The sequence below is a fragment of the Anaerovorax sp. IOR16 genome, from assembly GCF_017168145.1.
In the GTDB taxonomy this organism is placed as follows: Bacteria; Bacillota; Clostridia; order Peptostreptococcales; family Anaerovoracaceae; genus IOR16.
Map to the genome: position 1 here is coordinate 583,491 of NZ_JADQTL010000010.1, position 23,144 is coordinate 606,634.

Genomic DNA, 23,144 nt, shown 5'->3' on the forward strand with positions numbered 1-23,144 from the left:
TTTCATCCGTCCCAATAAACTACTTAGAAACATATGCGCAAGACAGTATGACGCAATATGTGAGCATGAGCCAGCGTTAAATGCAAAGCGTTGAGGACAACACCCACGGTCTGGTATCCAGGAGTGAAACCGCATCGGAATAATGCGCGTCAAATATTTCAGACAAAAGACAGCTACAGTAGAGATATTGGGGCTGTTTTTAATTATGTGCGGATTAGCTAATGTTGTATTACCCCAAATACACGTCTATCGTTTCCAGTTCGCACATGATGTTAATAATGTATCGTTTGGAGTTGGAGGTAAGTGTGAAAGTAATAAATAGATTTCTTGAGTCAATAGCTTGGCTTCTGATTTGCATATACTACGCTGCAGGAAAGGGCCGACGGAAAAGCTAACACATTGATAGAATTGTGGAATTGCTGGAAATGATACTTAGAAAGCTAGATGAAATAGAAAGTGGCATATCTAGCGTTAATAGCAATACTTCTAGTATAGCGGATAATACAAATTGGCTAGAAGATAAATTAAGTAACATAGGAAATGTAGTAGGATTCATAAATAGTAACTTAGATTAAACCTTAGAACCATCATCACGGTGGTTCTTTTCTTTTACCCAAAACAAACAATTAAGTGAGGTGAGGTGATGCCAAAGGCGAAAAATCCGAAAGCCGTCGAGGCAGAAGCCTTGTTCTTGCAAGGCATGAGATTAATAGATATTTCAAAAGAACTTGATATACCGGAAGGAACTGTCCGTCGATGGAAAAGTTCTTATAAATGGAATAGCGAACGTTCGGAAAAGAAAACGAGCGTTCGGAATAAAAGTGGTGCGCCTAAAGGTAATAAAAACGCAGTTGATGGTGGAGCTCCTCCTGAAAACAAAAACGCAGAAAAGCATGGATTCTTCTCTAAGTGGCTTCCAGCTGAAACTTTGGAAATTATAGACCAAATGCCAAAGGATCCATTGGATGTATTGTGGAATCAGATTCAGATCGCTTATGCAGCTATTGTTCGAGCACAACAGATTATGTACGTGAAAGATCAGTATGATATTACTACGACTAAAATCGGAGAAGGATACAGCGATACTGGAAGTTCTGAAAAATGGGAAGTGCAGCAAGCATGGGATAAACAGGGAAATTTCCTAAAAGCACAGGCAAGAGCCCAATCAGAGTTACGATCCATGATTAAGCAATATGATGAACTGCTACACAAGAACTGGGACCTTGCTTCCGAGGAACAGAAGCAGCGTATTGAGAACTTGAAAGCAAATACTGCAAAGATAAAGGGCGATGATTCGAAAGATGAAAAAGAAGATGATGGATTCATGAAAGCTCTTTCCGGAAAGGTTGATGAAGTATGGCAAGAATAAAACGCGCTATATTTAAGTTCAAGCCTTTTTCAAATAAGCAGCTTAAAATTCTTACATGGTGGCTTCCGAATTCACCAGTACATGATAAAGATGGAATCATAGCAGACGGAGCAATCCGTTCCGGTAAGACGGTGTCGATGGCACTGTCTTTTATTATGTGGGCAATGGATACATTTGGTGAAGAAAACTTTGCTATGTGTGGCAAGACAATTGGATCCTTCCGGAGAAATGTACTGACTGTGCTTAAGTTAATGCTTTGGTCACGAGGGTACAAATGGAAAGATCATAGAGCAGATAATCTGCTAGAAGTTACTCGCAAAGGCGCTACGAATTACTTTTATATCTTTGGTGGCAAGGATGAACGTTCACAGGACCTTATCCAGGGGATTACTCTGGCCGGGGTCTTTTTTGATGAAGTTGCATTGATGCCTGAATCATTTGTTAATCAAGCTACAGGGCGTTGCTCAGTAGAAGGTTCAAAGTTTTGGTTTAACTGCAATCCCTCTAATCCGTCTCATTGGTTTAAAAAAGAATGGATTGACAAAGCAAAGGAAAAAGCCCTGGTATATCTTCATTTCACAATGGACGATAACCTATCACTTTCCGAGAAAATCAAAGAGCGTTATAGGTCCATGTATACCGGGGTATTCTTTAAGCGGTTTATTTTGGGTTTGTGGGTTGCTGCCGAGGGGGTTATATACGGACAATTCGCAGATAAACCCGAAGCATATACACTTAAATTCAAAGATGATGCGGAAAAGAAAAAGTATTGCTCTGATATTGAATTTATTACGATCGGTATCGACTTTGGTGGCAATCGTTCATTGACTACCTTTGTTGCATCTGCTTTTCATAGGAGATTTACAAAAGTAACGGCACTGAAGGACCACAACATCAAAGGCAAAAAAGGAGATATTGATTCTGATAAAGTGAATCAGGAGTTTATTTCTTTTTATCAGATATTACAAAAGGAATATCCAAACATTCCGATTCGTTATTGTTTCGCTGACAGTGAAGCACAGTATCTTATTAATGGCCTTGTGAAAGCTTGCAGAAAAGCTGGGATTAATATTCAAATTGGAGATTCATCTAAGAATGAAATTGTTCAACGTATTTATTGTGGAAATACACTATTAAATACTGGGCGCATGATAATCCATGAGGATTGCACACGTCTTTCTGCGGGACTTCAAGGTGCTGTATGGGATGCAAAAGCAGCAGAGCAAGGAAAAGATGTGAGACTGGATAATTTCAGCAGTGATATAGATATCTTGGATGCGTGGGAATATTCTTGGGAACGCTTCATGAAAAAACTACTTCCGGAAGGGGTGAGAAATTGAACATTACTACAGTGATAAATTACTTAAATAAAGAACGTGGCTATAATATTTCTGCCGATTATTACGATAACATTATTGTCTGGTGGGATTGGTGGAAAGGGTATTATAAACCATTTCACAGCTTTAAAGAGATTGTTGGTGACGGGACTGTAATCGACCGCAAACTATACACTTTGAAAATGGCAAAGAAAGTTTGCGAGGATTGGGCTTCGATTCTTCTAAACGAAAAGACAGAGATTATCATTGATGACAAAAGCAGTTCTCTATTTGTTCTTGGCAAGGAAGAAGAAGCTGGCGGTGTTTTAAACGATAATCTATTTTGGACAAAAGCAAATGAGCTTGTGGAGAAGGCTTTTTATTCTGGCACAGGAGCGTTTGTTCTTAGGTTTAATAAAGTAAAGCTTTTAGGAAATAAAGTTACCGGGGACAGTAACTCAAGCATTAGAATAGAGTACCTTCCAGCTATCAATATTATTCCACTTACAGTAAAGCAAGGACAGATTATTGATGTTGCTTTTGTGTCTGAGGTTTTAAATCGTGGTGAGAAATTTATATACATAGAAACACATATACTTGAAAGCGATGGATATGTAATTACAAATCAATACTTTAAGGAAGATGCCTCCGGTGAATCACTTACAGAATGTTCGCTCCCGGAGGGAATGCTAAAATCTTTCAGAACCGGGGAAAATGTACCTTTGTTTTCAATTATCAAACCGAACATTGTGAACAACATTGATGAATACATAGGATTGGGGACTTCAGTATATGCAAATGCAATTGATAACCTTGAAGGCGTTGATCTTGCTTATAACAATTTTAATCGTGATTTCAAGCTTGGTGGAAAAAAAGTGTTCCTGAATGAGTCACTTACACAAAGAGATTCAGAAGGTAAAGTTATAACACCGGATGATGTAGCTCAACAACTATTTGTCCGATTTGGTGATGAATTTATCGACAAAGACGGAAAAAACAATCTAATCCATGAGTTTAACCCATCTTTAAGAGTCGCCGAAAATAAAGACGGCATCCAAGGACAATTAGATTACCTTTCGTTCAAATGCGGTCTTGGTACTAAGCATTATCAGTTTAACGCCGGAAATATCGTCACAGCCACTCAATACATGGGAGATAAGCAAGAGCTTATCCAAAACGCAAGCAAACACTATATCAATATCAAGGATGCGTTAAAATCGCTTGTATGCTCCATTTTATGGGTTGGTAAAACAATCTTAAATCAGCCAGTAAATCCCGATGCACTCGTTACAATAACCTTTGATGATTCTTATGTCATTGATAAAGAGTCGGAACGAATCCGTGATCAGCAGGAAGTTAGAGACGGCCTTAAGCAAAAATGGGAGTACCGGGTTAAGTGGTATGGCGAAGATGAAGAGAAAGCAAAGGAGATGGTTGTTCAGGAGTCTAATGACGGTTTATTTGGTGGTGGTGAGTAATGCTTACACCAAAACAATTGGACAAATTACCGGATAATCTGGTGGTGTTGTACAGCAAGGCTGAAACTGACATCATTATAGATATGGCAAGACGTATTACTACATACGATTATTTTATTCCTGCAGCTCAATGGCAGTATATTAAAGCTAGGGAGATGGGACTGCTACACGACGAGATAATCAAAAGGCTGTCATACACAACAGGGATATCCAATAGTCAAATAGAGCAGCTTATGAAAGATGCCGGAGCTGAAGCTTTAAAGACTGATGATGCGATTTACAAATCAGCCGGATTAAGTCCCAAACCATTATCAGCATCACCTAAACTTCAAACCGTATTGGCGACTGGGATTGAAAAAACACAGGGGTTATTTAGAAATCTCGCAAAAACAACAGCTAATACAGCTACAAAGCAGTTTGAAAATATGTTGGATAGAGTTTATATGCAAATTACCACGAGTGCTTTCGATTATAACAGTTCAATCCGAATGGCTATAAAGGATTTAGCATCGAAAGGTGTCGCAACAATCCAGTATCCTTCCGGGCATGTAGACTATATGGAAGTGGCTGTAAGAAGGGCAACCGTAACGGGGGTAAACCAGACGGCTGCCAAACTTCAAGAGGCTCGTGCGGATGAAATGGGGGGCGATTTAGTCGAAACAACGGCTCATGCTGGAGCAAGACCGGACCATGCTGAATGGCAAGGGAAAATATTTAGTCGTTCAGGTAAACATCCGAAATACCCTGATTTTGTTTCTTCTACTGGATATGGAACAGGGGAAGGTCTTTGTGGTTGGAACTGTCGGCACAATTTTTATCCATTCTTTGAAGGTGTATCCGAACCTGTAAATACTAAAAAAGAGTTGGAAGAAATGAACGCCCTAAAATACGAATATAATGGCAATAATATGACCGAATATGAGGCATCGCAGAAGCAGCGGCACATAGAACGTCAGATTCGTCGTTGGAAACGTGAGTATGTGGGCATGGAAGCTGCAGGACTTCCAACAGATGAAGCGGCGGCGAAGGTTTCTCAGTGGAATAGGGTGCAAAATGACTTCTTAAAACAAACTGGTCTTAAATTGCAAAATGAACGTTCGCAGATTGCTGAGTTCAGCAAGAAGCAGGCAGGGAAGGTTTCGGTAGTAACAAGAAAGATTAATTCATACCAAAGCGTTATAGGAGTTGTAACACCAACGGGTATAAAAGTTACTGCAGTATCAAAGCATTTTGGAGAAAGGTGTATAGGACGTAATGTTTCGGCGAAAGATGTTCAGGATGCGTTGATAAATCCTATGAAAGTTGGTAAAATAAAAGCAAAAGATAATGGAGTCAGTCAAGAGTTCTTCGGGGAAAAAGCAAGAGTCCAAATTAATCCCGAAACAGGAAATCTTATTACTACATGGAAAACATCCAATAAACTGAGAAATAAACTTAAAGGAGGTCATAAATAGTGAAGTTAAAATTTAATAAAGAACAGCTTGAGTTACTGAATCAGATTGGTTTTGATTTCAATGTTGAAAAAGACCTTTCTGATGATGAATATTTTAAGATTGATGAAAAGGTATCAGATTATTTTGCTTATCGTGGTATAGAAAATGACGAAGCGAATAAAATCGGACAGATATGCGAAAGCATTATGGATATCTTAGGAGAACAATAATACCGCAAGGCAATGATGCTAAGCGGTATTTTTATACTCATTTTGGGGAGGAGTAATTATGAATATACCTAAAAAAGTAAAAATTGGTGGTAGTGAATATGTTGTTGAATGGGTTAACAGGCCATGCGAAAGCAACAGTTGTGTCCAGGGTGAAATATCATACACGGATACAAAGATTCGTATAAAAAATGATGAAGGATTCTCGCAGGATTACAAAGATTATATTTTTATTCATGAGGTTCTTCATGGTCTCATGTTTCATGCTGGGCTTGATCAAGATGATGAGACCGTTATTCGTACGCTTTCGTTTGCAATTCATGCCTTTATTAAGGATAATCCTGAAATATTCAATGCAAAGCCCCAGCCAAGGAACTGACTGGGGCATGAGCGTTACTTGCCAGACTTGTTTTTTGTTGGATCAACCATGATATAAGACTGGCCAGGCTTTGTGTAGGTGGGGCTGTATGTCCTTTAGGTAAAGTTACTTCTTTACCGGTACGACCGCCTCTTGGACCGACAACTTCATATTGTCCAGATTTTGGAGCCGACTCGCCTGGTTTAATACCCATTTGTACCATCCTCCTTTTACTTTGCTTTAAGATTTAATCTGATATTAAAATTATACCACATATAAATAGAAATAGATGGTAAATACTTCTTGAACAAAAAGATATTAGAATATTGTAAAAATTTATTGTCGTAAGCACAGACATTAAACAGGCTTATTTTTTATATCAAAAATTCGCCTAACCTGTGGGCGTAACAATACAGGACGGCAGAGATGCAACCTCGTAAAACGCGTAGCCGAGAAAGGGAATAGATGAAACGAGAATTTTTAGAAACCTTATTTAAGGAATCAGGATTGGCTGATGACGTAGTGAAGAAAGCGATTGACGATATCATGGCCGAAAACGGCAAAGATATTGAAACCGAAAAGGCAAAAACAACTGCCAAAGATAGCGAACTCACTAAAGCCAATGAAACCATTACAGGACTGCAAGCGGACATTAAAAAGTTTGATGGCGTGAATGTAGAAGAGTTAAAAACAAAGGCTTCTGAGTGGGAAACCAGATACAACACGGACATTCAGGCAGAAAAGGAAAAAGCGGAATCCATAAAGAAAGAATACAAGCTGAAAGAGGCTCTCAAATCGAATGGAGCTGTAGATCCTGAATACCTAATCTTTAAGCAGGGTGGGGTTGATAAGTTTACTTTTAATAGTGAAGGTAAAGTTGTAGGACTAGATGAAATTCTTAAACCGCTCAAAGAATCTACTCCAAATTTATTTACAAACAGCAACGATTCATCCGTTATAGTCAACAGTGGTGGCGAGCATGGACAAGGTGGAGGCAAAGAGCCTACAACGCTACGTGGTGCTTTAGCGGATGCATACAAATAAAATTTAGGAGGTAATAAATTATGGCTGTAACATTAGCACAGGCAAAGGTCGGTATGGCCGACAAGGTCGATCAGATGGTGATCGATGAATTCAGAAGAGGATCTCTTTTAATGGATGCTCTTACATTTGACGATTCTGTATCACCGGGTACAGGTGGGTCAACATTAGTGTATGGTTATACACAGTTAAAAACACCAGCAACGGCTGATTTTAGAGATATTAACAGTGAATATACATCCGGTGAAGCGGACAGACAAAATAAGTCCGTTGAATTGAAAATCTTTGGTGGAGAATTCAAGATTGATAGAGTTATCGCGAATACTTCTGGTGCGGTTGATGAAGTTAATTTCCAGTTACAAGAGAAAATCAAGGCAACCATCAATCTATTCCATAATGCCGTAATCAACGGTGATAAGGCGGTAAAAGGTTTTGATGGATTAGACGTTATGCTTGCAGGATCATCCACTGAAATCAATGCGGGGGCAGAGAAAGCAATCGATTTATCTACAGCGAATGCAGTGGATACAAATTATAAAGTGGTTTTGGATTTGATGGATGAATTTCTTGCTGAACTTGATGGAATGCCTGGAATGCTCATGGGCAACAGCAAGTTAATCACAAAGCTTAAAGCATGTGCAAGACGTGCTGGGTATCTTACTCAGTCAGAGGATGCTTTCGGTAAACAAGTTGATTCTTACAACAATATTAAGTTTGTTGATTTGGATTATTATTACGATGGTACCACAACAAAACCTATCGTTCCGATTGTATCCAGAGTTCATGATACAACTACAGTAACCGGGTTAACAGACCTTTATGCTACAAGATTTGCTCTCGATGGATTCCATGCAGCTTCTCCTTTAGGTGGCAAGTTGATTAATACTACTTTACCAGACTTTAAGACTGCAGGAGCGGTTAAAGCTGGTGACGTGGAAATGGTCGCTGCAACAGCCTTGAAGAAAACAAGAGCAGCAGGTGTACTTAGAAACATCAAAGTAGTATAGGAGGGATGATATGTTTAAGATTATAGCACCCAACGAAGAATACACCCGTGAAATTGCGGGTGTCCATTTTATTGATGGAAAAGCAGAGACAGAAAACGAAACAGTGGCAAGATGGTTGGAAGGAAGAGGATTCGAAGTGATCCAAGATGAGAAAACCGACAAGAAACCAATCGGAAAAATGACCGTTGAAGAATTGGAAGCTTATGCTGCTGAAATCGGAGCAGACATTTCAGGATGCAGTAACAAAGAAGAAAAGAAAGCGGCTATCATAGCGTTTTCAGAACAGAAATAGGAGGTTTAGGGTATGGTGTATGCTGATTACACGTTTTATACAGGTACTTATAAGGGTAATTCCATACCCGAATCAGACTTTGACAGGTTTATATTAAGAGCAAGCAGCTACATTGAAAGAATGTGCGGCACTATAACTGTTGTGACCGAAAATGTCAAGATGGCTGCTTGTGCTGTAGCTGAAGCGTGGCAAATAAATGAACAAGGTGGTGACGTTGTTAGTCAATCAGTGGGGCCTTGGTCTAAGTCTTATCAAAAGACTATTAAAACGGATAGTGCGAGATTGCTTGAAGCAGCTCAATTATATTTAGGCGATCTCGTAAAGACTGTGAGGTGGTGCTGATGTTTCCTCATACAGTTACAATTTACAATCGAGACAAAGATGAACATTATCACCGAACTGTAATCGAAGGTGTAATCTGGAATTCCTCCAAAGGGGCTGTAGTTCGTAAGACTGGTGTATCATCAGCGGATGAGCTACAGCTCATTATTCCTCTTGCCTCTGATAAAGAGAAAGCCTATCTAAAACCAAGGGAATGGGAGAAATTAACGGATAAAACCGGTCATTGGACATTACAGCCTAAAGACATTGTTATCCTTGGTGAAATCGAATATGAGGTTGTCAAAAGTGGTAGTGAGTTGTCTAAGTTATACGATGATGTGCTGACAATAAACAATATTGACACCAGGAAATTTGGATCAGATATGGACCACTGGGAAGTGAGTGGCAAGTGAAAATACAAACTCCACGAGGTACGGTTATAAAAACCAAAGCTGGAACGGTTAAGCTTGTTTGGAATACAAACTTTGATTCGAAAGCTGAAAATGCGTTTAGTGTGACTCAAAAGTATATTGACAGTGAGGTTTTAAGGTTATCCGCTCCATATCTTCCGAAGCAATCTGGAATGCTTGAAAAACTTGGTATACTTGGTACTGAGATTGGAAGTGGTGAAGTCGTTTATAATGGACCGTATGCAAGGTATGATTACTATGGCAAAGTAATGGTCGGCAGAGCACCAAAGAAGCTCATAGACAGAGATTTGACCTTCCACGGGGCACCAAAACGTGGTGCATTTTGGTTTGAAAGAATGAAAGCGGATAAGAAAGACCAGATATTAAACGGTGCTGCAAAGATAGCCGGAAAGGAAATGAAATGAGTATTATAAAATCAGTTCAAGACTACTTAACAACTTATAGCGGGATGGAGCTGCAGGAGGTCAAGATTGAAGAAACCGAAACTGGACAGTCCTTGAAAGTGATCGGAAAAGTATTAACGGATAGAACTGAAGAAGAAGCTTGCAGTTATGCTTTGCAGCCTGTAGGAAATAGTCGTACAAAAACTGATATTCTTGGAAACAAGACGTATGAAAATGATTATGTTTTTTATGCAAAAGAAGCATCAGCAGACGAGGTAGATCGGCAGGATAATTATAGTTTTATGGAAAGCCTATTCGAGTGGCTAGAGGAACAGGATGAGGCTGAAAATTATCCGTTACTTCCTGCAAAATATAAGGCCGAAAATTTGTCAGTTGCTAACATAATTTTATTTGAGCTAGAAGATAATGTTAGTCTTTATCAGGTACAAATAAAGCTTAAGTATAGAAAGGAGCGATAAATATGGCAAAAATAAAACGAGAGTTGTTTAAGACGTTTATTAATTGTACACCCTCTGGCGAGGCTGCCACTTATGAAGTGCTAGGCGAAGACCTAGAAGACTTAAGCGTTGAAATGGGTGCAAATGTAAATAAAAAATCAAACATACTCGGAGAAAACAGTATCAGCATTGACCGTTATGAGAAAACCGCCAGTGTTTCACCGTATAAAGCAGATTCGGGAACGGCGCTGTTTACATTTTTAAAGGGTATTATTGATGAGGAAAAGACATTGGATGATCTGAAGACCGATGTAATCCATGTAGATGTATTTGGCACAGAAACCACCGGGGCATACCCGGCTTACAAAGAAAATGTAATTGTGGAAGTCACATCATATGGCGGTAATACCGAAGGCTTCCAGATTCCATTTAACTTGCATTTTACCGGAAGTCGTGTAAAAGGTACGTTTAATCCGGCCACAAAGGCATTTACGGCGCTATAAGGAGGATATGAATGAATATTAAATTTGAGACAGGTACAATTGAGCTTGCGATACAGGGTGACCCAAATAAAATTTTACGGTTCAATCCTACGGATGAAAACGTCGTGAGTAAATTTTTAAACCTCGTTACAACTGCCAATCAAAAGTTAGAGGAACTTTCTTCTGAATGCGATAAAATTTTGTCGTCTGAAAAAAAGAAGATGGAAAAAGTGAAATTGAAGAATAAACTTAACTTAGAACTTGATGCATTACTCAGAAATGAATTAGATACTACCTTTGGGGTTGGGGTATCAGATATGGCCTTTGGCGATATGTGTGTAACTGCAATTACAGAAAGCGGAAATTGTATTTTTGTTAACTTTTTGATGGCGTTAACACCAATTATTGAATCCGAAAATAAAAAACGCAGTCAAAAGGTTGATGATATTATCAAAAAATATAAGCCGCAGGTGAAATAGTATGTTTATGACATTACCTAAAACTTTAAATGTTGGGGGCGAGGAGCGTGAGATAAACAGCGATTTTCGCCCTTGCTTTGGTATTATGCAGGTATTTGAAAATAACGATCTTACAAGTGCCGAAAAGCTCGTTGCAATGCTTGGAATTCTGTATGTAAAAGATATACCCATCGAACATTTTGAAGAAGCCATTGATAAGGCTTTATGGTTTTTAAACGGCGGAGAATCGCAAGGTGATCTAAAAGAATCCAGCTATGGTCGCTTGTATTCATGGGAGCAAGATTCAAAATACATCATATCTGCAGTAGATAGGACGCTTAGTATATCATGTAGGAGTGTTGATTATTTGCACTGGTGGGACTTTACATCTGCTTTGATGGAATGCAAAGACTGTATGTTTTCCACTCTTATTCACCAACGCAAGCTAAAAAAACAAGGCAAGCAAAGTAAATATGATAAAGAATGGTGGAGCGAAAACATGGAGATTGCAGAGCTAAAAAATAATATCGTACTCACACCGGAAGAACAGGCAGCACTTGAAAGGTTTAATAATTTGCTTGGATGATATTGTATGTGCTGTTTTTGTGTGGTAATATTTAGTCAATATGGGAGGTAGAATATGGATAATCAAATAAATAAACCAGAAGTTGATTTCAAAAAGCTGGGCATATGTTTTTTGGCTACAGCCATATTGTTTGCATGTTTGATCTATTTTAGGTCGATACCCAAAACAGAGAATATATTTTCGTGGTCATCCGAAGATCCATATTGTTTTGCTGTTGATGCTCCATACGATGGTGATACATTTAAAGCAGGAACTTATCACTTTTATAGCAAAAATACCGTAGAGGGAAAACCAAATAAGGCATGGGAAATTTTTGTGACTAAAACATATTATAAATCAATTTATGAACTAAAGAAAAACGAAAACGGTGTTTGTATTATCGGCAGTACAGAAACACCAGAAGAGTTTACTGCGCGCATTTCACCAGGTAAATATGTATATGTTATTTATAGAGGTGCAAAAGATGGAGGATGGTACGGAACACTCTCTGCTGACATATTGCCAGAATAAATATGTAATATTTTAATAATCAAAGCACTCCTAATGGGGTGTTTTTTTAATACATAAAGGAGGTTTTGAATGGCTGGAACAATAGCAGGGTCATTGATATTTGATACAAAAACAGATACGAAGGGTTTCGAAAACGGGATGACGGATATTAATAAAGAAACCCAAAAACTAAGTAAATCATTCGGGAGATTAGGCGATGCTATTATAGCGGCATTTAGTGTTAATGTTATCAAAAATTTTGGTTTATCCATTATTGAAACTGCCGCAGAATTACAAGCTATGGATGCACAGTTTGAACAGATATTCAAGGAATCGGAAGGCGAAGCTGCAATGAAATCTATCAATCAGCAGTCTGAGGAACTTGGCATTCACGTTGATCTATTAAAAAAATCATTCAGTTCTTTCGGCGCTCAGCTTAAAGGCGCAGGATTGGATGCTCAAAAAGCGTTGGAAGGAACAAATAAAGCTACAACGCTTGCAGCAGATGCAGCAGCGTTTTATGATATGTCACTTGAAAATGCATCGGCAAGTCTATCGAGTTTTTTAAAAGGCAATTTCGAAGCTGGCGATGCTATTAAAGTTTTTACTACAGCATCTCAAATGAGCACTAAAGCAAACGAAGTATACGGTAAATCATGGGATAAACTGACGGAAGCGGAAAAGCAATGGTTATTATTGGACAAAGTCAACGAAGTTTTTGAATTAAACGGTGCCGTTGGACAAGCAAAAAGAGAATCTGATCAATGGGCAACTTCGGTTGAAAACTTAAAAGCTACTTGGGCTAGATTTCAAGAATCAGTAGGTGCGGATTTGCTCAATAACGTTACGGGTATACTTCAAGGACTTACAAATGCACTTGGAGGTTTGACTGAAATGATGCAAAAAAACCCCGAAACTACTAAAGCGTTCATGGATACATTGATAGCGTTTCTTGCATCTTTAACGACCTATCTTGCAGTAAAGAATATTTCAGGCTTGGTTGTAGGTCTTTCGGCTGCTTTAAATGGGTTCAATATCGCGATGGCTCCAGTGGCTTTAAAAGCAGCATTAGTGGCTGGAGCAATACTTTTATTAGCTAATATGTGGAGCAAATTAATGGATGTTATAAGTGGATTTGATACCATTAGTCAAGTTATTATTATATTAGAGGCTCTTACAGCAGTTGCGTTTGGAGCAGCAATTGCTATGGGCGCATTCACTACAGCATCATCTATGGGAGCAGCTGGATTAATCATTGCTGCGAGTATCGCGGCGATGATAGCATCAATAAAAATTGCAGAAGCATCAGCGAAAAAATCAAGCGAAAGTAGACCTTCTACGCGTAGTGTCCCTCGTCTTGCAACTGGTGCAGTAATACCACCAAACGGAGAGTTTTTAGCGGTCTTAGGTGATCAGAAATATGGAACAAATATCGAAGCACCACTCTCTACTATTGAGCAAGCGGTTGATAATGTACTTGCCCGAAGAGGCGGCACAGGAGGCGGTAATGCAACGGTCATCTTAGAACTGGATGGACATGAATTAGCCAGAGCCACAACACCATATAACGAAGGAGAATCATCAAGGCGCGGTGTTAGATTAATAAAGGGGCTGACTTAATGAATAGCATCTTTACAATAAATAATGTAGATTATGACGTTTCCGTTGTGTCATTGCAGCGTGAAGCGTCTATTTTATCTGGTGACAATGCTGGCAAGCTGAGAAATGGGAATGTAATACGTGATGTAACGGGTACTATATACAATTACACTCTTGAGATTGGTCAAAAACTTGAAAATGTGGCGGCATATGATGCTCTGTATGAGGTTTTAACCGCACCGGTAGAGAGTTACCCTATTAATGTACCTTTCGGACAAGGACAGCTTGAATTTGATGCGTATATTAAAAATGTCAGTGATAACATATCTCACATAGGTGGTAAAAATATATGGGATAAGCTAATGTTTTCCGTGAATTCAATTGAACCACAACGATATTGCGGTGAAAATTGGACTTTAGGTGTGGGAACTGGAAATCAAATATTTACTATTGATGGAGTTGGATTTGACTGCTCTGTGGACAAATTGGAGCGCAGAGGACAGGTCTTAGAAACAAATAATTCAGGACGGTCAAAGTCGGGTGTTATGAATCGTGAAATCATCGGTACCTATTACAATTACTCTATGCAGATTGAGCAGGAAGACATTGAACAATACGATCGATTATACTATGCCCTTACTGCTCCTGTTGATAGTCACGTATTAACGATACCATACGGACAAGGCACATTAACCTTTAATGCTTACGTCACACAAGCAAGAGATAATTTGACATTTATAAATAGTGATATTAAAAAATGGAGCGGTCTTGAAATAGAGTTCATGGCAATGGCACCAGCAAGGAGGTGAGCATTTGGCGGTATATTATAAAGGTGCGCAGTTTGTAACCGTAGATGATCTGGAATTCATTACAGCTGACGATGATAATTTTTATGTTAGATATAATGATGGATATTTTGAAGACACTGAAAATAAAAATGAAAATCTTAACTCAATCGAGTTTGGTGAATATACGTTCGGTGGTAGAAAAGTTAAATCTTTAAAATTGCACTACGAGTCGGGGCTATTAACAGATCAGCTTGCAATCGATACCATGTCTGCTGAGATTAAGAGCGATACAAAACCAACGATCACAAGATACACACCAATTATAGTTAAACGGGACACTCGCATTATGGGAGTGTTTTTTAATGGGCAAATCAAGGAAATCAGCGAAAATCGATACTTCATTAATGCAGAGTCCTATATATCCCTCCTAGATTACGATTATCACTTTGGTGGGATTTACACAGCTGCAAACTTAGGTACTGTTGTCAGTGAAATTATGGGGTCTATCCCGTATACAATTCACCCTGATGTAGCAGCATTAAAACTTTATGGATATCTGCCGTATTCAACGAAGAGAGAAAACCTTCAACAAATCTTAATTGCAACAGGTGCGGCCTTAGAGCGCAACTCAGACGGCACAATTAATATAACGGTCCTTACCAATACAAATAAAGGTACATTTACTACAGAACGAATCTTTTTGGATGGCTCTTCGACCGAAGACATTCAAATCACAGCAATACAAGTAACCGAACATGCTTATGCACCAATTGACGAAGAAGTTACTTTATTTACAGAATCTTTTACGGATATCAGAACGCCAGTGTTTGACGAACCAGCGCATGATCTTGTATGCACTAATGGAACTATTTTAGAGAGTGGAGCAAATTACGCTAAGATACAAGGTAATGGCGTTGTAACACTTATGGGTAAAAAATACCGCCATACAACTAAAATCGTGACAAAAGGTACTGTATTGGATACTCCTGACGATAAAATACTATCCGTTACCGATGCAACACTGATTACTGCAATCAACAGTTCTTCCGTTGCTGAAAGGCTGTATGCTTATGCGTCGTGTAATAAGACGACAAATCAGGATGTTCTAATTAATCAAGAGCGCACAGGTGACTTGGTTCAGGTAATGCATCCATATAGCACAGAATATCTAACATCGGCGATACGAAGTCTTGATTACAGCTTAAGTAACACTTTAAGGGCATCCTGTGAGTTTTTGGTTGGATATGTACCACGAGGCATAAGTGAAGGATATAAAAACCGTGTGTTACTATCAGAGAGCGGTACTTGGACTGTACCGGAAGATGTAACAGAAATCAGAGTTGTTTTAATTGGTGGTGGTCAAGGCGGTGCAGTTGGAAATGATGGTAAAAATGGGCAAGATGGCGGAAGAATAACGAGTGTTGAGCAACCTATCCGTGCCAATGGTGGCGATGGCGGAAAAGGTGGAACTGGTGGAACTGGTGGCAAAGTGTTTGATACAACATTAACAGTTACTCCAACTCAAATTTTTAGCGCTACAATCGGTATAGGTGGTGCTGGTGGAATAGAAGGAGAGGGTCAACTTGGCACCGATACGCAATTTGGAGATTTAAGTTCTTCGCTAGGCATTACGGGTGATTACGTCGATGTTATGACCGCTGATGTGTACGCGGCATTAGGCAGTATAGGACTTAATGGTGGTAATGGTGAAAAAACAAACGAATGGCCAATGGGATGGATCGCACAAAATGTTACAGCGCCTGACGGAACAGTGTACCAAGGCGGTAAAAGTGGAAATACCGTAGCGGAGTGGATACCCGAATATAGCAAGTCAACGGAAGCATATGGCGGTGGCGGCGCAGGAGCTGCAGTTGGGAACAATGGCAGTAATGGCCAAGATGGGCAAATTGTAGAGGATATACACGACAACATAAACGCATACGGCGGAAACGGCGGGAATGGTGCGGATGCAACTGCAAGAGAATCTGCTACGATTTACGGTGTAGGTGGACCTGGTGGTCATGGCGGTGGCGGTGCAGGAGGTGGCGGAAACGCATATCATCCGAATAGTTCTTATGCTCACGGCGGTATAGGAGGCACCGGAGGAAAAGGCGGTGCTGGCGGAAACGGTGCACCGGGATGTGTAATAATTTATTATTAAGGAGGCAACATGGCAATATATAAAAGTAAATACACAGGTTCTCAGGTTGATGAATTGCTGGGCAGCATTCCTGAAAAAGGCGATATGATTAAATCAGTCTATGACACTGATAATAATGGTATTGTAGACAATGCAGAAAAGCTAGGTGGGCAATTACCTACCTATTATGCAAAGCAAAGCGACATAGGCGATTTAACCACCCTGCAAACAACAGACAAAACAAACGTAGTAAAAGCGGTTAATGAAATGCAAAGCAAATTGTACAATCCGAACCTATTAGATAATGCATATTTTGAAATTCCAGAAGCAATAGTTAATCAAAAAGGCATAGTAAGTGGTTGGGTTACTCCTACATCTTTATATTTTATAGATAGATGGCGAAGTTACATAAATATAGCTAACAATACCACCTATACTTTTGAACCTAATGGATTAGGTGTACAAGTTTCGGAAGGGTGGGGAGGAATCGCGCAGTTGTTAGAGTTCGCCCCGACGGAAGGAATGTATACGTTTTCTGCGATAATTGACGGTGTAGTACATGCCCTAACATTTGATGCAAGTACATGGAATGCTCAAAGCGGAACGACTGTAGGTCTGACAGCATTTACTTATCTTGATAAAAAGACGGTTAGAATTCTTTTTTACGATACTGCAAAACATATTACACAAAGAGTTAAACTCGAAAAAGGCACAGTCTCAACAATACTCAATGATCCACCACAAGACTTCGGCGATACATTGCAAAAGTGTCAGAGATACTATAGGACTTACGGTTCGGGCTTGGTAGGAATTGCTTTAAATAGTACAACGATGCACGTTATGCTTAATTTCGAAAACGAAATGAGAATAACACCAAATCCAGTTTTGTTGACGACTACAATTAATTTTTTTGGAACTGCCGATGTACAAGCTACAAATGCAACTGCAACATTTTACGGAGATAAAAAAGGCGGAGCATTAGCCGTTACTGGATTTACCGGATTAGTTGCGGGTAATGTATACCGTAGCAACCAAGCTGGATGGCTTGCGTTAGATGCAAACCTATAAAGGAGTGATGATTTATGGAACAATTTTATAATAAACATTACATTGTTATTGATGATAAAAACCGTATCATAGATGGTTTTTCAGATGCATTTAAACAGCCATCGGACACAGACATTTGTATCAATGAGCAAGGAAGTTATCAGTTTCGGTTATTTGTTGACGGAATTGAAAATCCGTCGTTGTATGATAAATATGGTGTACCTAAATACAAATATGTAGACGGGGCGGTAATCGAACGTACAGCGGAAGAAATGGAAGCAGATAGACCAGTAATCACGCCACAGCCAACTGATATAGAAAAATTAGAATCAAAGGTTGCTTATATCGCAATGATGGGAGGATATAATGAAATTTTATGAGCAAGTAAAAGATTGGTATGAGAAGGGGTTATGGTCAAAACAAATGGTTGCAAATGCAGTTATTAAAGGAGCCATAACAACCGAGCAATACCAAGAGATAACAGGAGAAACATATACCGTTTAATCAACACGCAATAAGGCGTGTTTTTTTAATACAATTTTAACCGCCCAAACGGGCAGAAAGAGAGGCTATTATGGCTAACAGAAATTACGATTATACAAAGTTTGATGAAAAGTATGATTCCGTTTTAGATCGAATCGGTTTAGAAAATCCGACGGGAGAAAATCAAACGACGCAAATTAGTGTAGCGAGAGATATGTTTATTGATATGGTAGATAAGAAAGATGCTACTATTTATCGTGGCTTGCCCGCTGATTTTGATTTTGAAGAGGCTCAAAGAGATTTAGCAGCAGTTCGAGCACAGTTTAAGTAATGGGAGCCTTCGGGCTCCTTATTTCATGGAAAGAAGGTGTAAACCTTGAACATACAATTTAACAGCTTGCCAGTTGTTCCCTTGCGGATTACATCAAAGTATGGTCATCGAAACATAGGACTAAAAGGTGCTAGTACATTCCATAGGGGAATTGACCTTGGACGTGATTTTTCGAAGCAAGAGACGGAGATTTTAGCCGTTGCCGATGGCGTGATTGCGAACAACTACTGGAATAATACCCGTGGTTGGGTTGTTATTATCGACCACGGCAATTTCAAGACTCTGTATCAGCACTTGAAACGGCAATCTCCATTACCGAAAGGTTCCAGAGTAAAAGCTGGGCAGCATATCGGTATTATGGGAGCCAGTACAAAGACGATTAGAGGTATGGCAATGCACTTGCATTTCGAATTGATTTACCGAAATAAAAGTATCGATGCAGAACCGTATCTAAAAAATATAGTGGAGGTGGAAGAATTGACAGAGGAACAAGTAAGAGAAATCGTTCGCGAAGAAATTAAAGAAGCATTATCTGGAAACGGAAGCGAAGTGCAAGGTTGGGCTAAGAAAGCATGGGAAGAAGAAACTGCTGCAGGACTTACAACCGGAGAAAGACCACTTGGATATATGACAAGACAAGAAGGTATCTACTTATTGAACAAGATTAAAAAGCTGTTTGGAAAGTAGGCGCCTATGAGTACAGAATTTTGGGTTAGCTTAACCGTAAGCCTAATTGTTTATGGGGTGTCATTTGGTATTTTTTACGGAACTGTTATGACAAAATTAAATGCCCTTGAAAAAAAGCAAGACAAACATAATGGGCTTATTGAAAGAATGGTCGTGGTGGAGCAGTCAACAAAATCTGCTCATCATAGAATAGATGGATTGGAGGTACATAATGTTTAAATTTATTAACAATGATACTATTGCATTAGTATTTTTAGGTACTGTTGCACTTGTAGGGGTTGGATTTAAAAGTAATGAGATAGTTGCGACTGCAATCGGTGCGATAGGTGGCTACATAGGTGGGAAAAGTGAATCTAAGTAATTTCATGCCGTCTCGAGAGGGGCGGCTTTTTTATGCCCAAAAATAAAACATTAGAAAGGAATGATTTTATGAACAATATTATTGAAACAACAAATTTAACTCCGATTGAGGTAGCTTTAAAAATGGATAATGACGGATATGTAACGGCTTTAAACTTGTATGAGTTTTTAGAACTTAATCCTGTCAATTATGCGAGATGGTGTAAAAGTAATATTTTAGAGAATTCATTTGCCGAAGAAGGAACTGATTTCCACTCTTCGCAAAGGAAGAGTAAAGGTAAGGGTAATTTTGCAGATAATTACAGGCTAAAAGTTTCTTTCGCTAAGAAATTAGCCATGCAATCGAAAACTCCAAAAGGCGAAGCAGCACGGAGCTATTTTATTGCGTGCGAAGAAGCCTTAAAGAGAATTGCAATCGAACGCCAAAAATGGGAAATCGAACGTGCCAAAGGTGTTGTTATTCGCCACGTGCTAACAGACACCATCAAAATGAAAATACCGGAAAGTCCTCATAAGAAGTTCATGTATCCAAACTACACTAAACTAATCTATAAAATACTGTTTGGAAAAACCATGAAAGAATTAAGAGATCAGTACGGTATTAAGGGAAAGGAAAGCATAAGGGATTACATCACCGCTGATGAATTGCGAGAAGTGGAAAGTCTTGAAATGCTTGTGAGTAGTTTGATTAATCTTGGTATGGGATACGACGAAATTAAGAGTTTCGTTATGAGTAAGACTGGATTGTTAGCGGCATAAAAAGGAAAATCCAGTATGGTAAAAAAATATAAATCGCAGGAAAATTATTACATGAAAAACACTGTGCAGATAAAGTTAAAGCTTAATGCTAATACCGATCGTGAAATTTTAGATAAGCTTAATAATGTAGAAAACAAGCAAGGATACATCAAAGAATTGATACGCAAAGACATGTTGCAAAAATAATTATTGACAAATAATGTAAATTAATATATATTATAACCATACCTTTCTTAGGTTGGGGAAAATCTGCGGCAGTCTCAATGGCTGCCGTTGTTTTAGTTTTTGGGTATTTCGTGTTGTATTTCGTGTTGTATGAGTTGATATTTTATGCAACACATTGTCGGAAATCTCCTATTTTTTGTAAGATTATTCTGTTCTTAAAATCCTTACTGTCGTTGAAAAATAAAGAAGAACCGCTATTTCTAACGGTTCTCTTAATGGTCGAGGCAGCAGGATTCGAACCTGTGGCCTTTGCGTCCCGAACGCAACGCTCTACCAAGCTGAGCTATGCCTCGTTATATCAATGAGATATTATATACCTGTTTTTCTTAAAAAAAAAGGGGGTAAGCTAGATATTTATAAATAATGAGTTAAGTTTTTTTACTTATTGTGGAACTCTTGGTATGTTTTAAATATTTTAAATATTCTGTTTTGATTTTGATTTTTTTTGATGAAAAATGATTGATGAATTTTATAATACATAAAACGTTACTTTTAGAGCAACAAAAAAGCTTAAAGGAGGAAAAGAAATGGACTTATTAACAATAACTGGGAAGTTAAGCGGTTATTTGTGGGGAACGGTATTCATTGTGCTTTGTATGGGCGTCGGTATTTATTTTTCTGTTTTTATGAAATTCCCACAATTGCGGTTAATTAAGGATATGCTCAAACAGCTGTTTCAAGGGAAAAGCTCTGACAGCGGCATATCATCTTTTCAGGGCTTTGCAATGGCATTAGGTGGACGTATCGGAGTTGGGAACATCGCCGGCGTTGCAACTGCAATTTGCTTTGGTGGCCCGGGTGCTGTTTTTTGGATGTGGGTTATTGCGTTTTTAGGTGCCGGTGCTGCATTTGCGGAATCAGTACTTGGACAGATTTGGAAGGAAGAAATCGGTGGTGAGTACCGAGGTGGTCCAGCTTATTATATTCAAAAAGGAACAGGATTAAAATTCTTTGCAATCTTATTTGCAATTGCAGCAATCATTGCAAATGGATTTACAGGTCCAACGATTCAGGCATTTAACATTGCAGATTCAGTAAAGAATGCGTTTGGAATCGACCCTCTAATTACAGGTATTTGCGTAGCCGTAATCTTTGCATCCATTATATTTGGTGGAATGAAGCGTATCGGAAAATTTGCAGAATTAGTTGTTCCTTTTATGGCGGTTGTTTATATTATATTAACCATTGTTATTTTAGGAGTAAATTTCCAAAATGTACCTTCCATGTTTGCATTAATTTTTAAATGTGCCTTCAATGCAGAAGCTATATTTGGTGGTGTATTTGGCGGAACCATCATGTGGGGTGTAAAAAGAGGTGTGTATTCCAGTGAAGCCGGTATGGGAAGCGGAGCACAAGCTGCGGCTGCTGCAGAGGTTTCTCATCCTGCAAAACAAGGATTGGCACAGTCGTTCTCCGTTTACGTTGATACATTATTTGTATGTACTGCAACGGCATTGATGATTTTATCTACCGGAAGCTATAATGTGGTTGATCCGAATAATAACTTTATTATTCATAATGTTCCAAATGTAGAAGCTGGTACTGGTTATACACAAGCAGCTATTGATACCTTGATTCCAGGGTTTGGATCTGCGTTTATTGCAATTGCGATTTTCTTCTTCGCATTTACTACACTTTTATCATTTAGTTTTTATACAGAGTCAAACGTAGCCTATTTGTTTAAGGGTAATCGCTATTTAAAACACATTACATTAATAATGAAACTTGTTTTAATCGGAATGATTGTTTTCGGAAGTGTAAAGAGTGCTGCAGTTGCTTGGAATATGGCAGATATCGGTGTCGGATTAATGGCGTGGTTGAATCTAATTGCTTTGATTATGCTAAGAAAGCCTGTATTGGCTATTCTAAAGGATTATGAAAAACAAAAATCAATGGGACTTGATCCTGTTTTTAATCCAAAAGATTGTGGTATTGAGGGTGCAGATTTATGGTTAGATATCGTGAAAAAGAAATATTCACATTTGAATAACGATGTGGTAGAAAAAAAGATTGTTAACTAAAATTGTTCACCATTATTCTATTATAATAAAGCAGAAAGTCGAAGCTCAACTCCCGCGGGCTTCGACTTTTTTGCTATAAAAAATGGAAATCTACTATTGACAACATAATGGCATAAGAATTAATTAAAAAATAAAATTAAAAAAGCTTGATTAAAAAAAATGTTGTGTTATTATGTATAGGTATTCTAAATGCACAATTGAGTCACATATTTTTGTAAGTCATTTGCTCGTTGGTTAAATGGTTTACAAAAATATGTGTTTTTTATTTGTTTAAGAATATAATAATATTAAAGGAGGTACCGTAAATGAATAATGGTACTGTAAAATGGTTTAATGCAGATAAGGGTTTTGGATTTATTTCCAACGATGATGGCAGCGATGATGTATTTGTACATTTCTCTGCAATTGTTTCGGAAGGTTTTAAAACTCTAGAAGAAGGTCAGAAGGTTACTTTTGATACGGAAAGAGATTCTAGAGACAGCAGAAAAATTCGTGCAATTAACGTACGTATTGCTTAGTAATTGATAAAAAACGCCTGCTCATTTTGAGTGGGCATTTTTTATTTGCAGCGTGTT

General features: G+C 38.6%; 31 protein-coding genes and 1 tRNA gene. 31 read left to right on the forward strand and 1 reads right to left on the reverse strand.

The features are described 5' to 3' along the window. The first annotated feature begins 643 nt into the window (after window positions 1–643). The 29 genes from terS to I2490_RS13380 all read left to right on the forward strand — a co-directional run bounded on the left by terS (window position 644) and on the right by I2490_RS13380 (window position 20,509). Window positions 644–1,369, forward strand: coding sequence for a phage terminase small subunit (gene terS / locus I2490_RS13240; protein ID WP_206460226.1), 726 nt, complete (start codon window positions 644–646; stop codon window positions 1,367–1,369). Next, complete coding sequence (locus I2490_RS13245) at window positions 1,357–2,709, forward strand: PBSX family phage terminase large subunit (RefSeq protein WP_206460227.1); 1,353 nt, start codon at window positions 1,357–1,359, stop codon at window positions 2,707–2,709. The genes terS and I2490_RS13245 overlap by 13 nt, the downstream gene beginning before the upstream one ends. Continuing rightward, window positions 2,706–4,163 (forward strand): hypothetical protein, encoded by a 1,458-nt coding sequence (locus tag I2490_RS13250; RefSeq protein ID WP_206460228.1) that lies wholly within the window; start codon window positions 2,706–2,708, stop codon window positions 4,161–4,163. The genes I2490_RS13245 and I2490_RS13250 overlap by 4 nt, the downstream gene beginning before the upstream one ends. Beyond that, window positions 4,163–5,617: a phage minor capsid protein gene (locus I2490_RS13255; protein ID WP_280634211.1), complete on the forward strand. Its 1,455-nt coding sequence runs from the start codon at window positions 4,163–4,165 to the stop codon at window positions 5,615–5,617. The genes I2490_RS13250 and I2490_RS13255 overlap by 1 nt, the downstream gene beginning before the upstream one ends. After that, window positions 5,617–5,826, forward strand: a complete 210-nt coding sequence (locus tag I2490_RS13260) for a hypothetical protein (RefSeq protein WP_206460230.1) — start codon at window positions 5,617–5,619, stop codon at window positions 5,824–5,826. The genes I2490_RS13255 and I2490_RS13260 overlap by 1 nt, the downstream gene beginning before the upstream one ends. 58 nt (window positions 5,827–5,884) lie before the next feature. Beyond that, window positions 5,885–6,202, forward strand: coding sequence for a hypothetical protein (locus I2490_RS13265; protein ID WP_206460231.1), 318 nt, complete (start codon window positions 5,885–5,887; stop codon window positions 6,200–6,202). A 444-nt stretch (window positions 6,203–6,646) separates the two neighbouring features. Next, the gene (locus tag I2490_RS13270; RefSeq protein ID WP_245157185.1) at window positions 6,647–7,225 is read left to right on the forward strand and encodes a phage scaffolding protein; all 579 of its coding nucleotides are present in this window, start codon (window positions 6,647–6,649) and stop codon (window positions 7,223–7,225) included. 20 nt (window positions 7,226–7,245) lie between these two features. Next, window positions 7,246–8,229 carry a major capsid protein gene (locus tag I2490_RS13275; protein ID WP_206460232.1) on the forward strand — a complete coding sequence of 328 codons (984 nt, stop codon included), beginning with the start codon at window positions 7,246–7,248 and terminating at the stop codon, window positions 8,227–8,229. 10 nt (window positions 8,230–8,239) lie between these two features. Beyond that, the gene (locus I2490_RS13280; RefSeq protein WP_206460233.1) at window positions 8,240–8,521 is read left to right on the forward strand and encodes a hypothetical protein; all 282 of its coding nucleotides are present in this window, start codon (window positions 8,240–8,242) and stop codon (window positions 8,519–8,521) included. 12 nt (window positions 8,522–8,533) lie between these two features. Next, window positions 8,534–8,863: a hypothetical protein gene (locus I2490_RS13285; RefSeq protein ID WP_206460234.1), complete on the forward strand. Its 330-nt coding sequence runs from the start codon at window positions 8,534–8,536 to the stop codon at window positions 8,861–8,863. After that, a complete protein-coding gene (locus I2490_RS13290; RefSeq protein WP_206460235.1) occupies window positions 8,863–9,255 on the forward strand; it encodes a hypothetical protein in 393 nt (130 codons plus the stop codon). The genes I2490_RS13285 and I2490_RS13290 overlap by 1 nt, the downstream gene beginning before the upstream one ends. Beyond that, window positions 9,252–9,677 carry a minor capsid protein gene (locus I2490_RS13295; protein WP_330634656.1) on the forward strand — a complete coding sequence of 142 codons (426 nt, stop codon included), beginning with the start codon at window positions 9,252–9,254 and terminating at the stop codon, window positions 9,675–9,677. Before I2490_RS13290 ends, I2490_RS13295 begins: the two co-directional genes overlap by 4 nt. After that, complete coding sequence (locus tag I2490_RS13300) at window positions 9,674–10,135, forward strand: hypothetical protein (protein WP_206460236.1); 462 nt, start codon at window positions 9,674–9,676, stop codon at window positions 10,133–10,135. The genes I2490_RS13295 and I2490_RS13300 overlap by 4 nt, the downstream gene beginning before the upstream one ends. Window positions 10,136–10,137: 2 nt before the next feature. Beyond that, on the forward strand, window positions 10,138–10,617 hold the full coding sequence (locus I2490_RS13305) for a hypothetical protein (RefSeq protein ID WP_245157186.1): 480 nt from the start codon (window positions 10,138–10,140) through the stop codon (window positions 10,615–10,617). A gap of 11 nt (window positions 10,618–10,628) precedes the next feature. Next, window positions 10,629–11,075 (forward strand): hypothetical protein, encoded by a 447-nt coding sequence (locus I2490_RS13310; protein ID WP_206460237.1) that lies wholly within the window; start codon window positions 10,629–10,631, stop codon window positions 11,073–11,075. 1 nt (window position 11,076) lies between these two features. Beyond that, complete coding sequence (locus I2490_RS13315) at window positions 11,077–11,640, forward strand: Gp15 family bacteriophage protein (RefSeq protein ID WP_206460238.1); 564 nt, start codon at window positions 11,077–11,079, stop codon at window positions 11,638–11,640. Window positions 11,641–11,694: 54 nt separating this feature from the next. After that, window positions 11,695–12,150, forward strand: coding sequence for a hypothetical protein (locus I2490_RS13320; RefSeq protein ID WP_206460239.1), 456 nt, complete (start codon window positions 11,695–11,697; stop codon window positions 12,148–12,150). Between the two features lie 69 nt (window positions 12,151–12,219). Continuing rightward, window positions 12,220–13,749, forward strand: a complete 1,530-nt coding sequence (locus I2490_RS13325; RefSeq protein WP_206460240.1) for a hypothetical protein — start codon at window positions 12,220–12,222, stop codon at window positions 13,747–13,749. After that, complete coding sequence (locus tag I2490_RS13330) at window positions 13,749–14,537, forward strand: hypothetical protein (protein ID WP_206460241.1); 789 nt, start codon at window positions 13,749–13,751, stop codon at window positions 14,535–14,537. The genes I2490_RS13325 and I2490_RS13330 overlap by 1 nt, the downstream gene beginning before the upstream one ends. A gap of 4 nt (window positions 14,538–14,541) precedes the next feature. After that, complete coding sequence (locus tag I2490_RS16910) at window positions 14,542–16,677, forward strand: glycine-rich domain-containing protein (RefSeq protein ID WP_280634212.1); 2,136 nt, start codon at window positions 14,542–14,544, stop codon at window positions 16,675–16,677. Window positions 16,678–16,731: 54 nt separating this feature from the next. Then, entirely contained in the window at window positions 16,732–17,724 is a 993-nt protein-coding gene (locus I2490_RS13340; protein ID WP_206460242.1) for a hypothetical protein, read from the forward strand. Between the two features lie 14 nt (window positions 17,725–17,738). Further along, on the forward strand, window positions 17,739–18,083 hold the full coding sequence (locus I2490_RS13345) for a hypothetical protein (protein WP_206460243.1): 345 nt from the start codon (window positions 17,739–17,741) through the stop codon (window positions 18,081–18,083). Continuing rightward, window positions 18,070–18,207 carry an XkdX family protein gene (locus I2490_RS13350; RefSeq protein ID WP_206460244.1) on the forward strand — a complete coding sequence of 46 codons (138 nt, stop codon included), beginning with the start codon at window positions 18,070–18,072 and terminating at the stop codon, window positions 18,205–18,207. The genes I2490_RS13345 and I2490_RS13350 overlap by 14 nt, the downstream gene beginning before the upstream one ends. A gap of 70 nt (window positions 18,208–18,277) precedes the next feature. Then, window positions 18,278–18,517, forward strand: coding sequence for a hypothetical protein (locus I2490_RS13355; protein ID WP_206460245.1), 240 nt, complete (start codon window positions 18,278–18,280; stop codon window positions 18,515–18,517). 45 nt (window positions 18,518–18,562) lie between these two features. After that, a complete protein-coding gene (locus tag I2490_RS13360) occupies window positions 18,563–19,204 on the forward strand; it encodes a M23 family metallopeptidase (RefSeq protein WP_206460246.1) in 642 nt (213 codons plus the stop codon). Window positions 19,205–19,210: 6 nt separating this feature from the next. Beyond that, complete coding sequence (locus I2490_RS13365; RefSeq protein ID WP_206460247.1) at window positions 19,211–19,423, forward strand: hypothetical protein; 213 nt, start codon at window positions 19,211–19,213, stop codon at window positions 19,421–19,423. Next, window positions 19,416–19,565, forward strand: coding sequence for a hypothetical protein (locus I2490_RS13370; protein WP_206460248.1), 150 nt, complete (start codon window positions 19,416–19,418; stop codon window positions 19,563–19,565). The genes I2490_RS13365 and I2490_RS13370 overlap by 8 nt, the downstream gene beginning before the upstream one ends. A gap of 32 nt (window positions 19,566–19,597) precedes the next feature. Next, complete coding sequence (locus I2490_RS13375) at window positions 19,598–20,323, forward strand: antA/AntB antirepressor family protein (protein ID WP_206460249.1); 726 nt, start codon at window positions 19,598–19,600, stop codon at window positions 20,321–20,323. 15 nt (window positions 20,324–20,338) lie between these two features. Then, window positions 20,339–20,509 carry a hypothetical protein gene (locus I2490_RS13380; protein WP_206460250.1) on the forward strand — a complete coding sequence of 57 codons (171 nt, stop codon included), beginning with the start codon at window positions 20,339–20,341 and terminating at the stop codon, window positions 20,507–20,509. Between the two features lie 255 nt (window positions 20,510–20,764). Here the strand turns inward: I2490_RS13380 and I2490_RS13385 are convergent. Next, window positions 20,765–20,841 (reverse strand) — tRNA-Pro (locus I2490_RS13385). Window positions 20,842–21,075: 234 nt separating this feature from the next. Between I2490_RS13385 and I2490_RS13390 the strand changes: the two genes are divergently transcribed. Then, entirely contained in the window at window positions 21,076–22,569 is a 1,494-nt protein-coding gene (locus tag I2490_RS13390) for an alanine/glycine:cation symporter family protein (RefSeq protein ID WP_206460251.1), read from the forward strand. Between the two features lie 305 nt (window positions 22,570–22,874). Further along, the gene (locus I2490_RS13395) at window positions 22,875–23,087 is read left to right on the forward strand and encodes a cold-shock protein (protein WP_206460252.1); all 213 of its coding nucleotides are present in this window, start codon (window positions 22,875–22,877) and stop codon (window positions 23,085–23,087) included. The last annotated feature ends 57 nt before the right edge of the window (window positions 23,088–23,144 follow it).